The organism is Actinacidiphila alni, assembly GCF_900112845.1.
Classification (GTDB): Bacteria; Actinomycetota; Actinomycetes; order Streptomycetales; family Streptomycetaceae; genus Actinacidiphila; species Actinacidiphila alni.
Genome location: NZ_FONG01000024.1, coordinates 86,141 through 100,894, shown reverse-complemented (window position 1 = coordinate 100,894; position 14,754 = coordinate 86,141). Strand labels below are relative to the sequence as shown.

The 14,754-nt window shown below is 72.6% G+C and carries 17 protein-coding genes; 13 read left to right on the top strand and 4 right to left on the bottom strand.

Features of this window, described 5'->3' with window-relative positions:
• Window positions 1–89: 89 nt before the first annotated feature.
• Window positions 90–1,130, top strand: coding sequence for an NAD(P)-dependent alcohol dehydrogenase (locus tag BM076_RS30330; protein WP_093716937.1), 1,041 nt, complete (start codon window positions 90–92; stop codon window positions 1,128–1,130).
• A 19-nt stretch (window positions 1,131–1,149) separates the two neighbouring features.
• On the opposite strand, the gene BM076_RS30325 is transcribed toward BM076_RS30330, so the two are convergent.
• Complete coding sequence (locus tag BM076_RS30325) at window positions 1,150–1,512, bottom strand: DsrE family protein (RefSeq protein ID WP_093716936.1); 363 nt, start codon at window positions 1,510–1,512, stop codon at window positions 1,150–1,152.
• Window positions 1,513–1,646: 134 nt separating this feature from the next.
• Here BM076_RS30325 and BM076_RS30320 point away from each other — a divergent pair, with 134 nt between their 5' ends.
• The 4 genes from BM076_RS30320 (at window position 1,647) to ygfZ (ending at window position 5,021) form a co-directional block, all read left to right on the top strand.
• Window positions 1,647–2,408 carry a hypothetical protein gene (locus BM076_RS30320; RefSeq protein WP_093716935.1) on the top strand — a complete coding sequence of 254 codons (762 nt, stop codon included), beginning with the start codon at window positions 1,647–1,649 and terminating at the stop codon, window positions 2,406–2,408.
• Window positions 2,409–2,665: 257 nt separating this feature from the next.
• The gene (locus tag BM076_RS30310) at window positions 2,666–3,229 is read left to right on the top strand and encodes an FABP family protein (protein ID WP_093716933.1); all 564 of its coding nucleotides are present in this window, start codon (window positions 2,666–2,668) and stop codon (window positions 3,227–3,229) included.
• Between the two features lie 89 nt (window positions 3,230–3,318).
• Window positions 3,319–3,765, top strand: a complete 447-nt coding sequence (locus tag BM076_RS30305; RefSeq protein WP_093716932.1) for a Fur family transcriptional regulator — start codon at window positions 3,319–3,321, stop codon at window positions 3,763–3,765.
• A gap of 287 nt (window positions 3,766–4,052) precedes the next feature.
• Window positions 4,053–5,021 (top strand): CAF17-like 4Fe-4S cluster assembly/insertion protein YgfZ, encoded by a 969-nt coding sequence (ygfZ, locus tag BM076_RS30295; protein WP_245796535.1) that lies wholly within the window; start codon window positions 4,053–4,055, stop codon window positions 5,019–5,021.
• Between the two features lie 15 nt (window positions 5,022–5,036).
• On the opposite strand, the gene dtd is transcribed toward ygfZ, so the two are convergent.
• Complete coding sequence (dtd, locus tag BM076_RS30290) at window positions 5,037–5,462, bottom strand: D-aminoacyl-tRNA deacylase (RefSeq protein WP_093716931.1); 426 nt, start codon at window positions 5,460–5,462, stop codon at window positions 5,037–5,039.
• Window positions 5,463–5,889: 427 nt separating this feature from the next.
• Here dtd and BM076_RS30280 point away from each other — a divergent pair, with 427 nt between their 5' ends.
• Together BM076_RS30280 and BM076_RS30275 are read left to right on the top strand one after the other, a co-directional pair.
• Window positions 5,890–6,534, top strand: coding sequence for an RsiG family protein (locus tag BM076_RS30280; protein WP_093716930.1), 645 nt, complete (start codon window positions 5,890–5,892; stop codon window positions 6,532–6,534).
• Between the two features lie 101 nt (window positions 6,535–6,635).
• On the top strand, window positions 6,636–7,892 hold the full coding sequence (locus BM076_RS30275; protein ID WP_093716929.1) for a GNAT family N-acetyltransferase: 1,257 nt from the start codon (window positions 6,636–6,638) through the stop codon (window positions 7,890–7,892).
• A gap of 34 nt (window positions 7,893–7,926) precedes the next feature.
• Here the strand turns inward: BM076_RS30275 and BM076_RS36865 are convergent, their stop codons facing one another.
• The gene (locus BM076_RS36865) at window positions 7,927–8,094 is read right to left on the bottom strand and encodes a hypothetical protein (RefSeq protein ID WP_177246690.1); all 168 of its coding nucleotides are present in this window, start codon (window positions 8,092–8,094) and stop codon (window positions 7,927–7,929) included.
• A gap of 235 nt (window positions 8,095–8,329) precedes the next feature.
• On the opposite strand from BM076_RS36865, the gene BM076_RS30270 reads away from it, so the two are divergent.
• The 4 genes from BM076_RS30270 to BM076_RS30255 all read left to right on the top strand — a co-directional run bounded on the left by BM076_RS30270 (window position 8,330) and on the right by BM076_RS30255 (window position 12,122).
• Window positions 8,330–9,232: a GntR family transcriptional regulator gene (locus BM076_RS30270; RefSeq protein ID WP_093716928.1), complete on the top strand. Its 903-nt coding sequence runs from the start codon at window positions 8,330–8,332 to the stop codon at window positions 9,230–9,232.
• 194 nt (window positions 9,233–9,426) lie between these two features.
• Window positions 9,427–10,593, top strand: a complete 1,167-nt coding sequence (locus tag BM076_RS30265) for an aminoglycoside phosphotransferase family protein (protein ID WP_177246689.1) — start codon at window positions 9,427–9,429, stop codon at window positions 10,591–10,593.
• A 10-nt stretch (window positions 10,594–10,603) separates the two neighbouring features.
• A complete protein-coding gene (locus BM076_RS30260) occupies window positions 10,604–11,353 on the top strand; it encodes an HAD family hydrolase (protein WP_177246688.1) in 750 nt (249 codons plus the stop codon).
• A 58-nt stretch (window positions 11,354–11,411) separates the two neighbouring features.
• Window positions 11,412–12,122: an HAD family hydrolase gene (locus tag BM076_RS30255; protein WP_245796517.1), complete on the top strand. Its 711-nt coding sequence runs from the start codon at window positions 11,412–11,414 to the stop codon at window positions 12,120–12,122.
• Between the two features lie 10 nt (window positions 12,123–12,132).
• On the opposite strand, the gene BM076_RS30250 is transcribed toward BM076_RS30255, so the two are convergent.
• Window positions 12,133–12,543, bottom strand: a complete 411-nt coding sequence (locus tag BM076_RS30250) for a GNAT family N-acetyltransferase (RefSeq protein ID WP_093716925.1) — start codon at window positions 12,541–12,543, stop codon at window positions 12,133–12,135.
• Window positions 12,544–12,627: 84 nt separating this feature from the next.
• Here BM076_RS30250 and BM076_RS30245 point away from each other — a divergent pair, with 84 nt between their 5' ends.
• Window positions 12,628–13,497 (top strand): dihydrodipicolinate synthase family protein, encoded by an 870-nt coding sequence (locus BM076_RS30245; protein ID WP_177246687.1) that lies wholly within the window; start codon window positions 12,628–12,630, stop codon window positions 13,495–13,497.
• 82 nt (window positions 13,498–13,579) lie between these two features.
• The gene (locus BM076_RS30240; protein ID WP_093716923.1) at window positions 13,580–14,623 is read left to right on the top strand and encodes an aspartate-semialdehyde dehydrogenase; all 1,044 of its coding nucleotides are present in this window, start codon (window positions 13,580–13,582) and stop codon (window positions 14,621–14,623) included.
• Window positions 14,624–14,754: the final 131 nt, after the last annotated feature.

The window sequence follows — 14,754 nt, the reverse complement described above, 5'->3', positions numbered from 1 at the left end:
CAGAACAGTTGGTTTGCTTTTCCGCTCGCGAGGGCTAGGGTCGAAAAAGACCGACCAGTCTGTCTTGAGAGTCCCCGGAGGACACACCCATGCGCCCCACCCCCGCCTGGCAGAGCACCGACGACGGCACGGCCGCCCTGCGGCGCGTCACCATCGAGCGCCGCGACCTGCGCCCCGACGACCTCGCCGTCCGCGTCGACTACTGCGGCGTCTGCCACAGCGACCTGCACCGCATCAGCGGCACCTTCGGCGCCGGCGCCGTCGTCCCGGGCCACGAATTCACCGGTACGGTCACCGCCGCCGGTACGGCCGTGACCGGCTTCGCCCCCGGCGACCGCGTCGCCGTCGGCACCGTCGTCGACTCCTGCGGCGCCTGCGCCATGTGCGAGGCGGGCCAGGAGAACTACTGCTACGAGGGCGCCACCACCACCTACGGCGGCACCGACCGGCACGACGGCACGCCCACCCAGGGCGGCTACAGCCGCGAGTACGTGCTCCGCGCGGCCTTCGCGTACCCGCTGCCCGCCGCGCTCGACCCGGCCGCCGCCGCGCCGCTGATGTGCGCGGGCATCACCATGTGGGAGCCGCTGCGCGCGGCCGGCATCGGCCCCGGCAGCCAGGTCGCCGTCGCGGGCATGGGCGGCCTCGGCCACCTCGGCGTCAAGCTGGCCGCCGCCCTCGGCGCGCACGTCACCGTGCTCAGCCGCAGCGCGGACAAGGCCGCCGACGCGCGCAAGCTCGGCGCCGCTGAACTGCTGGTCAGCACGGACGAGGAGCAGGTGCGGCGGGCCCGCGGCCGGTTCGACCTGATCCTGGACACGATCTCCGCGCCGCACGACCTGTCACCGCTGCTGGGCATGGCGGCGCTGGACGGCACCCTGTCGCTGCTCGGCTACCCGCTGGACACCACCGTCCGCATCATGGACCTCACCTACGGCCGCAAGAAGCTGTCCTCGTCGGGCACGGGCGGCCGCCGCCGTACGGCGGAGCTGCTGGAATTCTGTGCCGAGCACGGCATCGCGGCGGACGTCGAGACGCTGCCGTCCGGCCGCGTCGACGAGGCCCTGGCCCGGCTCGGCCGCGGCGACGTCCGCTACCGCTTCGTGCTGGACCTGTCCGACCTCGACTGACCGCTTCCCGGGGGAGCGGTCAGTAGACGAGGGCCTGCACACCGTCCGGCATGATCTCGGCGACGAAGAGCTGCGCCCCCGCGATCCGTACGCCCTCCAGCACGTCCCCCTCGGTGATCGAGCGGCGGGCGGCGCACTGCGAGCACAGTGTGACGCTGCCCGCCGCCAGCACCGCGTCGATCAGGTCCGGCAGCGGTGCGGCGTGCGGCAGTTCGAACTCCGCCGCGCGGCCGGGCAGCGCGAACCACGCGGACTCACCGGTCAGCCAGAGCGAGACCTCGACCCCGCTGGCCACGGCGACCGCCGCCACCGTGAACGCCTGCGAGCACCGCTCGGGCGCGTCCGCGCCCGCCGTCACCTTGATCACGAGCTTCTTCGCCATCGCACCAGCGTAGGCGGGGCCCGCCCGCGGCCCGGCGCCCGCCCGCCGTCCGTCTGGTGAACCGGTTGTGCCGTCCCGGCATAAAATGCGGGTCCGCGTGCATCACGCACGCGTGTACGCCCCGGGGAGCTTGTGTGAATGCGAACGACGGCGGCGCCCGCCGCCGCGGCCGGGGCGTGCTGTACGCCGTGGCGGCCGGTCTTGTGGCGGTGACGGCCGTGACGGTGGGCGTGGTCGTCGCCGTCGGCTCCTCGTCGGGGCACGCGGACGCGTCCGCCACGTCCACCCCGCCGCCCGCCGCTTCCCCGGCGCTCCCGCCCGTGCCCTCCCTGACGCCCTCGTCCGTCCCCTCCTCCGAAGCGTCCGCCTCCGTGCCGGCCGCGCGCGTATCCGGGCACGTCGCGGACGGCGTCCACACCGGTGACCTCCGCTTCTTCCTGCTGCCCGCACCCGCGGACGCCGAGGTGTCCGGCGACCGCGACGGCGCGCCGTACACCGCCGACGACATCGCGGGCAGCGCCGCCAAGCCGTCCGACGCGCGCGCCGCCCTCACCACGTACGGCTTCAGGTCCGGCGCCTACCGCACCTATCTCACCGGCGACGGCGCGTACGAGATCAGCGCCCGGCTGATCCGCCTCGGCAGCCCGGCCCAGGCCGCCGCGTACTACCGGCAGCACACCTTCGACGGCGCCCCCATGCCGCTGGGCGCCGCCTATCCGGCCCGCGCCTACGACCTGGCGTCCGCCTCGGCCGAGAGCACCGGCGCCGTGGTGGCCCTCTCCTACCAGGGCGACGTGCAGATCACGCTCACACTGACCGGCGACACCACGCCGTCGGCGCGCTACGTACGGGGGCTGCTGGACGCGCAGTACCAGCGACTGCGCACCGGCCGCTGAGCCGGCCGCCCCACACCCGCCCCCGCCGCCCGAGCCGCCGCCCGCAGCGCGTCACCCGGGCTGGCCGTGCCCGGCGGCGGGCCGCGCACTAGACTCGTGGGCGGTCCGTCCGCACCACCTGTCCGCATGACCTGTCCGAGGAGCACGTCCCGTGCACATTGAGTACTACTTCGACGCCCTGCTCGTCCTCGTCTGCGTGGGCGTCGCCCTGTTCGCGTTCTACGCGGTGAAGAAGCTCTACCAGGGCCAGCGCTGACATGATCGAGATCCCGTCCGACCTGCACCCCGACCTCGTACCGCTGGCGTTCCTGCTCGGCCGGTGGGAGGGCGCGGGCGTCCACGACTTCCCGGGCTCGGAGAAGTGCAACTTCGGGCAGGAGGTCGTCTTCACGCACGACGGCCGCCCCTTCCTGGAGTACACCTCGCACGCCTGGGTGCTGGACGAGGAGGGCAAGAAGGTCCGCCCGCTGGAGAGCGAGAGCGGCTTCTGGCGGATCGACAAGGACCGCAAGGTCGACGTCACCACCACGCGCGACGAGGGCGTCGTGGAGATCTGGACCGGTGAACTGGCCGACGGCAAGCCGCAGATCGACCTGGTCACCGACGCGGTGGCCCGGCTGGCCGGCGCCCCCGACTACAGCGGCGGCAAGCGGCTGTACGGCTATGTGAACAGCGACCTGATGTGGGTCGGCGAGAAGGCCACCCCCGCGGTGCCGCTGCGCGCGTACATGTCGGCGCACCTGAAGAAGGTCGTGGACCCGAGGGAATGGGCCGCGGACCTCAAGGACCTGCCGGACGACGGCATCGCCTTCTTCAAGTAGGGCCGGTCTTCGCACAGGGACCGGTCCTCAAGGAGGCGGGCTCGTCCCGGTCCGGGCCGCTATTCCGGCCGCCGTCCTACACTGGCCGTGTGGTGACCACCGACTGGAAGACCGATCTGCGGCAGCGCGGCTACCGGCTCACGCCCCAGCGCCAGCTCGTGCTGGAGGCCGTGGACGTGCTGGAGCACGCGACGCCGGACGGCATCCTGTGCGAGGTCCGCAAGACCGCCTCCGGGATCAACATCTCCACCGTCTACCGCACGCTGGAGCTGCTGGAGGAGCTGGGCCTGGTCAGCCACGCGCACCTCGGCCACGGCGCGCCCACGTACCACCTCGCCGACCGCTACGACCACATGCACCTGGTCTGCCGCGACTGCGACGCCGTCACCGAGGCCCCGGTCGCGCTGGCCGCGCCGCTGACGGACGGGCTGCGCGAGGAGTACGGCTTCGAGACCGACATGAAGCACTTCGCCATCTTCGGCCGCTGCCGCGACTGCACCCGCAAGCTCTCCGACGTCTCCGACGGGCAGCCGTAGCCCAGTCCTAGGCCGTGTCTGGCAAATCCCGTCTGGCTCGCGGCGCCTGGCACGCACGCTCGCCGCGTTGTCAGTCGTCGGCGCAGCCCGCTGCGCTCTCCTCCCTCCGCCTTGCGATCGCACGCACCAGACACCGCGAGCCCCGCCCTGCGGGCGGACGACGCTATTTGCCAGACACGACCTAGCCGAGTCGTAGTCTTGAACGCATGACTGACGGCGTGAACATGACCGACGGGGCGAACGACGGCGCGGTGGCGGACGGCGCGGCGGCCGGTGGCGTACGCGAAATCCGGCGCAGCCCGCTGCTGTCGCTGCCCGGTGCCGTCCCCGCCGAAGGGCCCGACGAGGGAGTGGCCGCGCATTACGGCGACCTCTTCCGCGAGCAGCGCGCCCTCGCGGACGGCAGCGGCTTCGTCGATCTGTCGCACCGGGGTGTGGTGACCGTCACCGGTGAGGACCGGCTGTCCTGGCTGCACCTGCTGCTCACCCAGCACGTCGAGAAACTTCCGCCGCGGCAGGCGACCGAGTCGCTGATCCTGACCGCGCACGGCCACATCGAGCACGCCCTCTACCTGGTGGACGACGGCGCCACGACCTGGATGCACGTCGAGCCCGGCACCCAGGAGGCGCTGCTGGCCTACCTGGAGAGCATGAAGTTCTTCTACCGGGTCGAGACGGCCGACGCGACCGGCGCGTACGCGGTGGTGCACCTGCCCGCAGGCTCGATCGTCACGACGCCCTCGGAGTGGGCGGTGCGCGAGACGGCGTACGGGCGGGACGTGTTCGTGCCGCGCGCCGAGCTGGAGGGCTTCGCGGCGCAGGCCGCACCGCCGGTCGGGGTGCTGGCCCTGGAGGCGCTGCGCATCGAGGCGCACCGCCCGCGGCTCGGCCTGGAGACCGACCACCGTACGATCCCGCACGAGCTGGGCTGGCTGGACAGCGCCGTGCACCTGCAGAAGGGCTGCTACCGGGGCCAGGAGACCGTCGCCCGGGTGCAGAATCTCGGCCGCCCGCCGCGCCGCCTGGTCTTCCTGCACCTGGACGGCAGTGAGGTACGGCTGCCCGGCCACGGCGCCCCGGTACGGCTGGCCGCCGACGGCCCGGACGGCCGCCCGGTCGGCTTCGTCACGTCCTCGGCCCGGCACTGGGAGCTGGGCCCGGTCGCGCTCGCGCTGGTGAAGCGGAACACCCCGGAGGACGCGGTGCTGCTCGCGGAGGAGACGGCGGCGTCGCAGGAGACGGTCGTCGCGCCGTAGCGGCCCCGCCTGGCGTCACATCTCGACGATCATCGTGAACGGGCCGTCGTTCGTCAGCGAGACCTTCATGTCCGCGCCGAAGCGGCCCGTCTCCACGGTCGCGCCCAGCGCCCTGAGCTGTGCGACCACCTCGTCCACCAGCGGCTCGGCGAGGTCGCCGGGCGCGGCGGCGTTCCAGGTGGGGCGGCGCCCCTTGCGGGCGTCGCCGTAGAGCGTGAACTGGCTGATGACGAGCAGCGGGCTGTCGACGTCGGAGCAGGACCGCTCCTCGGGCAGGATCCGCAGCGTCCACAGCTTGCGGGCCAGCGCCGCGGCCTTCTCCTTGGTGTCGTCGTGCGTCACCCCGACCAGGACGCACAGCCCCGGTCCGGTGATGGCGCCGACGCGCTCCCCGTCGACGACGACTTCCGCTTCGCTCACCCGCTGGGCCACCGCTCGCATGCGCCCATTGTGACGTGCTGCCGCCCGCGTCACCCGTACGGGCCCGCCGTCACTCGAACGAGTGGTGTGGAGCGCGGGGAGGGGAACGCACGCCCGGTCGGCGGCCTCGCACAACAGTTGCGACGGCCGTTCGGGTGCAGAGTCGCTGCGGGGTGACAGTGGCAAGTGGCAGCATCGGAAGGGTGGCGGCGCAGGCGCCGCCACGGAGGGGACGCCAGGCATGACCACACCCGGCGCCGGAGAGACTTCCGGCACTGCCGTATCCACCGCCGTACCGACTGCCGCACCGAATGCCCTACCGATCACCGTATCGACTGCCGTACCGACTGCCGTATCCACCGCCGTACCGAATGCCGTACCGCATTCCGTATCCGCTGCCGTATCCACCGCCGCACGAATCGCCGTACCGACCACGGAGGGCCACCGCATGCTGAAGGCCGACGGTCCCGGTCCGCTGGGTCCACGGGGCCCGCTGCGCCCGCCCGCGCCGCGCGGCCCGCTCGCGGAGCCGTCCGCGCCCGACCTCGGCGCGCTCGACCTGGGCGCGCTGCGCGCCCTGCGCAGGGACGCCCAGCAGGAGGAGGCCGACCTGTCGTATCTGCGCCGGATGCTGCACGGCCGGATCGACATCCTCCAGGCGGAGCGGGCGCGGCGCGGCGGACCGGGCGCGCAGGACGGCGACACGGCCTCCGCCGCCGCCGGTACGCGGGCGCCGGACGCGCCCGCCGCGCCGCCCGTGCTCGACCGGCTGTCGGAGATCCTGACCGACGGGCCGTCCCGGGTGCGCTCGTCGGCCCGGCACGTCACGCTCGGCACCCCGCTGACCGAACGGGTGCGGCAGCTCGCCGAGGACATGCTCGCCGAGGTGGAGCTGTCCGACCTCGACGCCCGCACCGACCGCGAGCTGGACGAGGCGATGGGCCGGCTGGTCCGCAACGAGCAGCAGGTCTCCCGCCGCCGCCAGGCACTCCAGCAGACCGTCGACGGGTGCAGCGCGGAGATCACCCGGCGGTACCGGGAGGGCGAGGCGAGCGTGGACGACCTGCTGTCGGACGGGGGAGGGGCGGCCTGACCCGCCCGGCCGTCGAGCATCGCCGAGGCCGCCCGCCGCACCGATGTCCGCCGCACCGATATTGGGGTGCGCGGGCGGCGGGCCGTCCGTAGCGTGCCCGTATGAGCGAGAGCCCCGAGGTCCGTACGGTCGCCGAGTCCGATGTCGCCGACTGGGTGCGCGCGATGAGCACCGGTTTCCATCTGGCGCCGTCGGTCGGTGACGAGGAAGTGGCGGCCCGCAGGCCGCTGTTCGACCTCTCCCGTACGCAGGGCGCCTTCGACCGGGGCCGGTGCGTGGCCACCTTCCGCAGCATGCCGCGGCGGCTCACCGTGCCCGGCGGCGCCGCCGTCCCGGCCTCGGCGATCACCAATGTGTCGGTGACGGCCACGCACCGCCGCCGCGGTCTGGCCAGCCGGATGATGGCCGCCGATCTCGCCGCCGCCAAGGAGCGCGGCGACGCCGTGTCGATCCTGGTGGCCGCCGAGTACCCGATCTACGGGCGGTACGGCTTCGGCCCGGCGACCTGGGTGACCGACTGGGAGGTCGACGTGCCGCGCGCGGCCCTCGACCGCCGCTGGGCCGGACCGACGGACGGCGGCCGGGTGGACCTGATGCCGCTGGAGGAGGTCCGTGAATTCGGCCCCGGGCTGCACGACCGGGTCCGCGCCCGTACGGTCGGCGCCATCGACCGCACCCCCTTCTGGTGGGAGATGTCCACCGGTCAGCGGCGGTTCGCGAGCCAGCCGTGGACCGAGCCCTTCGCCGTCGCTCACCGCGACGCGACCGGCCGCGTCGACGGCCTCGCCACGTACACCGCCTCCGAGGAGCACTGGCCCGGCAAGCTCCCCAAAGTCGACGTCTCCGTACGGCAGTTGATCGCCGCCTCGCCGGCCGCCGAGACCGCGCTGTGGCGGTATCTGCTCTCGCTCGACTGGGTCACGCTGCTCAAGTCCGGCCACCGCGCCCCCGACGACCTGCTGCCGCTGCTGCTCGGCGACCCGCGCGCCGCCCGCACCGAGACGCACGCCGACTTCATGTGGCTGCGCCCGCTCGACGTCCCCGCCGCGCTGTCCGCCCGCACCTATGCCGGCGGCCCGGCCGCCCTCGTCCTCGACGTCCACGACGCCGCGGGCCTGGCGGGCGGCCGTTTCCTGCTGGAGACGGACGCCTCGGGCGCCGCAGCCTGCGCCCCCACCACGGCCTCCGCCGACCTCACGCTCTCCGTCGCCGACCTCGGCTGCCTCTACCTCGGTGACGAGTCCCCGGTCCGGCTCGCGGCCCTCGGCCGCGTGTCCGAACACAGCTCGGGTGCGGCCAGGACGGCAGACGTCCTGTTCCGCACCCCACGCCGGCCCTGGTGCCCCGACGTCTTCTGACCGCTCCGACCGCTCCGAACGTTCTGAACGCCCGCTACTGCGCCAGCAGCAGCGCGAGCGCGGCCATTCCGATGCAGGTGCACGTGGTGTTCCGCATCTTGTGACCCAGTCCCACCAGCCCCACGGCGATGGCACCCGCCGCCCCGTAACGCCACTGGACTATTTCTTCGAAGGCATATGCGCACAAGCTGAGAGCGAGCATGACCGTCCCTCCTTCGCGACCCTGCGCTCCTGCAGAAGGTGGGTGGCTGCGGTGCGACCCGTACGCCGTCGGACGGGAAGTCGGCGAGCCCCGTTGAGGATGGATCATTCAACTTCCCTGCCCGGCTGAGAAGTTGAGTGACTTACCTCTATCAAGGGTGTGCCCGGTTGCCTGAGATCGGTAAACTTGCGTCAGGTAAACACCTTTCCCTGTCCCGAAGTTGTAGCGTTTACCTGTGGACGAGGAAGACCCCGGAACCAACGGTTCCCGCCCCCCCTACCGCTACATCGCGGACGTACTCCGTGGTGAGATCCACGACGGCCGCTACCGGGTCGGCGACCGCATCCCCTCCCAGGCCGACCTGGAAGACCGCTTCCAGGTCTCCCGCCCGACCATCCAGCGCGCCCTCGGCGTCCTCCGCGACGACGGCTACATCGACAACCAGCGCGGCCGGCCGTCGGAGGTGCTGCCGTGGCAGGAGGGTGCCGGCGTCTCCAAGACGCAGTTCCAGGAACCCGAGATCACACCGCTCTCCCTCAAGACGCACATAGCCACCGCCTTCGACGAGCCGCACGTCACCATCGACGCCTACTCGCTCACCACCGAGACCCTCGGCCGCGCGCTCGTCGCCCCCCTGCTCCGGGTGCAGAACCGGGAGTTGAACCCCGAGTCGGTCACGCTCCGGCTGCTGCTGCCGAGCCTCGACGCCCGGCTCGCGATTCCCCGCCTCGTCGACGACCCGGACGACGAGCGCCCGATGCGCCGCCTGCGCCAACTCGTCCGCGCCCACGCCCTCGCCCTGCGCAGCTCCTTCGTCGGTCTCACCGAATTCCGCCCGGACATCCAGGCGTCGATCGAGATGCGAGCGGTCCCGATCACCCCGGTGCACAAGCTCTACCTCATCAACGGACACACGGCCCTGTCCGGCCACTACCAGGTGGTCAAGAGACAGGTCGAGTTCGGCAAGAGCGGCAAGGGTGCCATCTACGACGTGCTCGGCATCAACGCGATGCTCTTCGCGTACCGGGGCGATCCCGCGGAACCGGAATCCCGCGACTCCCAGTTCGTCGCCGACTCCCAGAGCTGGTTCGACTCGCTCTGGTCAACCATCGCGGAGCCCCTGTCACTCTTCGAGTGATAGTTCACAAATCGCCGTGGCAGGAGGTTCAACGCGTTATGAAACGGCTTCGAATCAGCCAAGTCGGTCGTGGCGAGACCCGGGATGCGTGAGCATACGTCGTTGACGTGGCGTGACCGGTACCGGCGAGGAGCGCTTTGACCACGACGGCGAAAACGCCTGCCGTAAAGCACCAGGCACAGGCGGTCAGGGCTGTGGAGACCGATCTGGTGGAGGGGCCCCTCAAGGGCTACCACCACCAGACGTATGCCGTACGGCTGGACCCGGCCTCGCCGTTCGCGAAGGACTTCGGCAGGCTCAAGCTGCGCGAGCCGCGTGAAGGCGTCTACTGGTACGACATGCGCTGGTTCCCCTCCGAGGACCTGGTGCTGCGGCTGCTCGACGACCACTACCGTGACCGGCTGCCGCACATTCCCCATGTGCGGAACCTGAACGTCCAGGGTCAGTGGACGGCGTTCCTCGGCTTCATCGAGGGCGTCACCCTGGACCGCATGCCGGGCAGCCGGGGCGCCCGGGTGGCGGAGAAGTACGTCGGCCAGATCGTGGAGCTGTTCCGCTCACTGGTCGCCGTCGACCCCCGGCTGCTGGAGACCTTCGGCGGCCCCTTTCCCTGCGGCTGCGAACAGCACGAGGCCACCGGACCCCAGCCGACGCGTGCCGCGGTGCAGGGCGGGTCCACCGCCTTCCTGCGCGGGCTCACCCACTTCACCGTCCGGCACGCCTACGAGGACCGGCAGCGGGCGTCGCTGCACGACCTGCTCACCGAGCTGGGCGTGCCCCGCAGCGCGCTCGCCGCCTTCGAGCGCCGCAGACCACAACTCACCGACCGGCCGCGCGCGTTGCTCCACGGCGACCTGCACCGCAAGAACTTCATCGTGGACCCCGACGGCGCCCTGTGGACGATCGACTGGGAACTGGCCCTGATCGGCGACCCGTTGTACGACCTGGCCACCCACCTGCACCTGATGGCGTATCCGGAGGACCAGGAGGAGAACCTGATCGGCCGCTGGGAGAAGGCGGTTGGGGAGGACGCGGCGGCGGGAGCACGCGAGGACCTGCCGCACTACCGCGCGTACAAACGTGTCCAGTCGCTGTGCACCGACGTCATAAGGGCGGCGACCCGGCTGCTGGAGTCACCGGACGTGCCCGGCACGCGGGCGGCGTACACCCGGCTGCGCGGCACGTCCGCGCTGGTGGGCAAGGTGCTCGACGCCGCGCGCGAACCGCTCGGCGTCGAGAAGGCGCCGTCCCGGCCGGCGGTCGAAGGGGTCTTCCACGACTGGTGGCGGCAGGCGCGGGAGGCCGCCCATGGGGGCACCCCTGCCACGACACACTCTGGCCAAGGCTCGTCAGGACCGTGACACTCGTCGAGTGACTTCTGCGTACACCGGGCCACCCGGGGCCGAGCTGGACCTCCTGCTCAGCCGGGCGGAGTGCTTCCTGTTCGACTTCGACGGCCCGCTCTGCGACCTCTTCCTGAGACACCCGGCCGCCGGCATAGCCGAGCTGATGCACGCCTACCTGGCGGAGCGGGACATGGCGCCCCGCGACCCGGAGGTGGCGGCCAGCGACAATCCGGCCCGGATACTGCGCGCGGTCCGGGACCCCCGGATCGCGTCCGGGCTCGAAGCGCTGCTGAGCGCGCAGGAGAAGCTGGCGGCGGCGAGCGCCGAGCCCACGACGGACGCCGAATTCGTGGTCAAGGAGCTGTACGGGCGCGGCAAGCGGCTGGCGATCACCACGAACAACTCCCCGGGCGCGGTGCACAGTTACCTCGATCTGACGTCGCTGCACGACTTCTTCGACGAGGAGCACGTCTTCGGCCGCGACCCCAGCGACCCACAGCTGATGAAGCCGGATCCGAGCTGTCTTCTACGCGCGGTGACGAAGCTCGACGTACGGCCCGCGGACTGCCTGATGATCGGGGACTCGCCCATGGACGCCGAGGCCGCCGCGGCGGCGGGCATCCCGTTCCTCGGCTTCGCGTACGACCGCGAGCGGATGCTCGCGCTGCGGCGGGAGAGCCCCGGCAGCCATGTGATCGTCACCTGGCAGCCGGTGCGGGACGTATTCGAGACCGCGGCGCCCGAGGGCCGCGCGGCGCGGACCGCCGAGGGGTGAGACCGCGGTGGGGCGAGGCCGGTGACCGCAGGGCGGCGGCGCCACGGACAATCGTGGGGTGACACCCCATCGTTTTCGGCCATCCGGTCCGGCCGAGCTGCTGGAGCGGGCCGTCTGCGTCCTGCTCGACTTCGACGGGCCGGTGTGCAGACTCTTCGGGGGCAGCCCGGCCGCGCACATCGCGTACGACATGCGGCGGTATCTGGCCTCCCGCGGGCTGGCGGCGGACCCCGCGGCACCGGCCGCGGGCGACGACCCGCACCGGCTGCTCGCCCCGGGCCGCGACCGGGACGTCATGGCGGAACTGGAGCACATCCTCGCGGTCGGCGAGGAGGCCGCCGCGGGCAGCGCCGTGCCGACCCCGGGCGCCGACGCGTTCGTCAGAGCGGTGCGCGACAGCGGACGTCTGCTGGCCGTCACCACCAACAACGCGCCCACCGCGGTGGGCATCTACCTCAAGCAGCAGGGCCTCGACGACCTCTTCGACGGCGGGGTCTTCGGCCGCGACCCGGGTGATCCGCGGCTGATGAAACCGGCCCCCGACTGCCTGCTGCGCGCGATGGACGCTGTCGGCGTACGGCCCGCGGACTGCCTGATGATCGGCGACTCGCCCTCGGACGTGGCGGCGGCCAGGGCCGCGGAGGTCCCCTTCCTCGGCTACGCGCGCTCGGCGGACCGGGTGGAACGGTTGCGGCGGGCGCGGGCCGGGACGGTGGTGGTCGGGATGGCCGGCCTCGTCGCGGCGGCCGGGGGACTGGCACGCCGGTGAGGCGGTGGGGTCAGTGGGTGCCCAGGACCATCCAGTTGGCGGGGGACTTCAGGGGTTCGAAGCCGACCTTGGCGTAGACGCCGTGGGCGTCGTCGGTGGCCAGGAGGATGCGGCGCAGGCCGTAGGGGGCCAGGTGGTCGCGGACGGCGGTGACCAGGGCGGTGCCCAGGCCCTGGCCGCGGGTGGCGGGGTCGACGTAGACGTCGCAGAGGTAGGCGAAGGTGGCGTGGTCGGTGACGACGCGGGCGTAGGCGTGCTGGGCGCCGGTGTCGGGGTGGTAGGCGCCGAAGTTGAGGGAGCCGGCCATGGCGGCCTCCTGCGTGGCGAGGGTGCGGCCCTTCGCCCAGTAGGAGTCGTTGGCGAGCCAGTCGTGGATACGGGGGACGTCGAGGCGGGCCGGGTCCGCGGAGATCTCGTACATGCGCGGGAGCGTAGTGCTGCTTAACGGTTCTCTGCACGACAATTAACTGGACCTTCGTCGTGCGCCCGGGTGAGACTCGCAGGCATGATCCTCGTACCGCTGATCACGCCGTTCGACGCCCGGGGCCGGGTCGCCGCCGACGCGCACGAAGCCCTCGCGCACCAGGTGCTGCGGGACGGCGCCGCCGGGCTCGTCGCGCTCGGCACCACCGCCGAGACCGCCGCCCTGGAACCGGCCGAGCGCGCCGAGGCCGCCGCGATCGTCGGCCGGGTGTGCCGGGAACACGGCGCGCGGTACGTGCTCGGCGCGGCGGGCGGCGCGACGGCCGCGGCCGTACGGGAACTGCGGGAGATCGCCGACGCGGCCGTCGTCCCGGACGCGGTGCTGGCCACCGTGCCCGCCTTCACCCGGCCTGGCGAGGCCGGGGTGCTCGCCCACTTCGAGCAGCTGGCCGCCGCCGGACCCGTACCGCTGATCGTCTACCACGTGCCGTACCGCACCGCGCAGCCGCTGGACGCCGCCGCGCTGCGGGCACTGGCCGCGCTGCCGGGCGTCGCCGGTGTGAAGTACGCCACCGGCGCCATCGACGCCGAGACCGTCGCCCTGCTCGGCGACCACCCCGCCGGCTTCGAGATCCTCGCCGGCGACGACGTCCTCGCGCCCGCCCTGTTCGCCCTCGGCGCGGCCGGCGGCATCCTCGCCTCCGCGCACCTGGCCACCGCCCGCTGGGCCGAACTGGCCGCCGCCACCGGCGCCTCCACCGGGGGACGCGAGTCCGGCCACCGCCTCGCCGCCCTGGCCGCCGCCCTCTTCCGCGCCCCGAACCCGTCCGTCATCAAGGCCGTCCTCCACGCCGAGGGCCGCATCCCCACCCCCGACGTACGGCTGCCGCTGCTGCCCGCGCCCGCCGACGTCGTCACCGGCGCCCGCGCCGCACTGCGTCTCGTCACCTGAAATGCCCCGCCGCCCCACCCGCGCCCCGGGAGATACTCGACACGCGGGCGGGCACCACACGGAACGGATCGGAGAAAGCCGGATGAGGATCGGAATCGTCGGAGCGACCGGACAGGTCGGATCGGTCATGCGCAAGGTGCTGGCCGAGCGCGCGTTCCCGGTGACGGAGCTGCGGCTGTTCGCCTCCGCCCGCTCTGCCGGGCGCACCCTGCCCTGGCAGGACACCGAGATCACCGTCGAGGACGCCGCCACCGCCGACTACACCGGCCTGGACATCGTGCTCTTCTCGGCCGGCGGCACCACCTCCCGCGCCCTCGCGGAGAAGGTCGCCGCCCAGGGCCCCGTCGTCATCGACAACTCCTCCGCCTGGCGCCGCGACCCCGACGTCCCGCTGGTCGTCTCCGAGGTCAACCCGCACGCCATCGCGGACCGCCCCAAGGGCATCATCGCCAACCCGAACTGCACCACCATGGCCGCGATGCCCGTCCTGCGCGCCCTGCACGCCGAAGCCGGTCTCGTCGCGCTGGTCGCCACCACCTACCAGGCCGTCTCCGGCTCCGGCCTGTCCGGCGTCGCCGAGCTGCACGGCCAGGCCGCCAAGGTCACCGAGTCCGCCGACCGGCTCACCTTCGACGGCGACGCCGTCGCCTTCCCCGAGCCCGCCGTCTACGCCCGGCCCATCGCCTACAACGTCGTGCCGCTCGCCGGCTCGATCGTCGACGACGGCAGCTTCGAGACGGACGAGGAGCAGAAGCTGCGGCACGAGTCGCGCAAGATCCTGGAGATCCCGGAGCTGAAGGTGTCCGGGACCTGTGTCCGCGTGCCCGTCTTCACCGGGCACTCCCTCCAGCTCAACGCCCGCTTCGCGCGTCCGCTCAGTGTCGAGCGGGCCTACGAGCTGTTGCGCGACGCACCCGGCGTCGAACTCTCGGAGATCCCGACGCCTCTCCAGGCCGCCGGCCGCGACCCCTCCTACGTCGGCCGCATCCGCCGCGACGAGACCGTCGACCACGGGCTCGCCCTCTTCGTCTCCAACGACAACCTTCGCAAGGGCGCTGCGCTGAACGCCGTCCAGGTCGCCGAACTCGTCGCCGCCGAACTCTCTCCTGCGGAGAGCGGCGCCTGATCTCTGCGGAGGAGGGTGCCCCATAGGGGCGCGGGGAACTGCGCGCTCAGCCCGCGCGGGGCTGCGGGTCAAAAACCGCCCCCAGCGGGGCAGACGCTGTTGTTTTCGCGACCACCGGCCGGTGGGGGTTG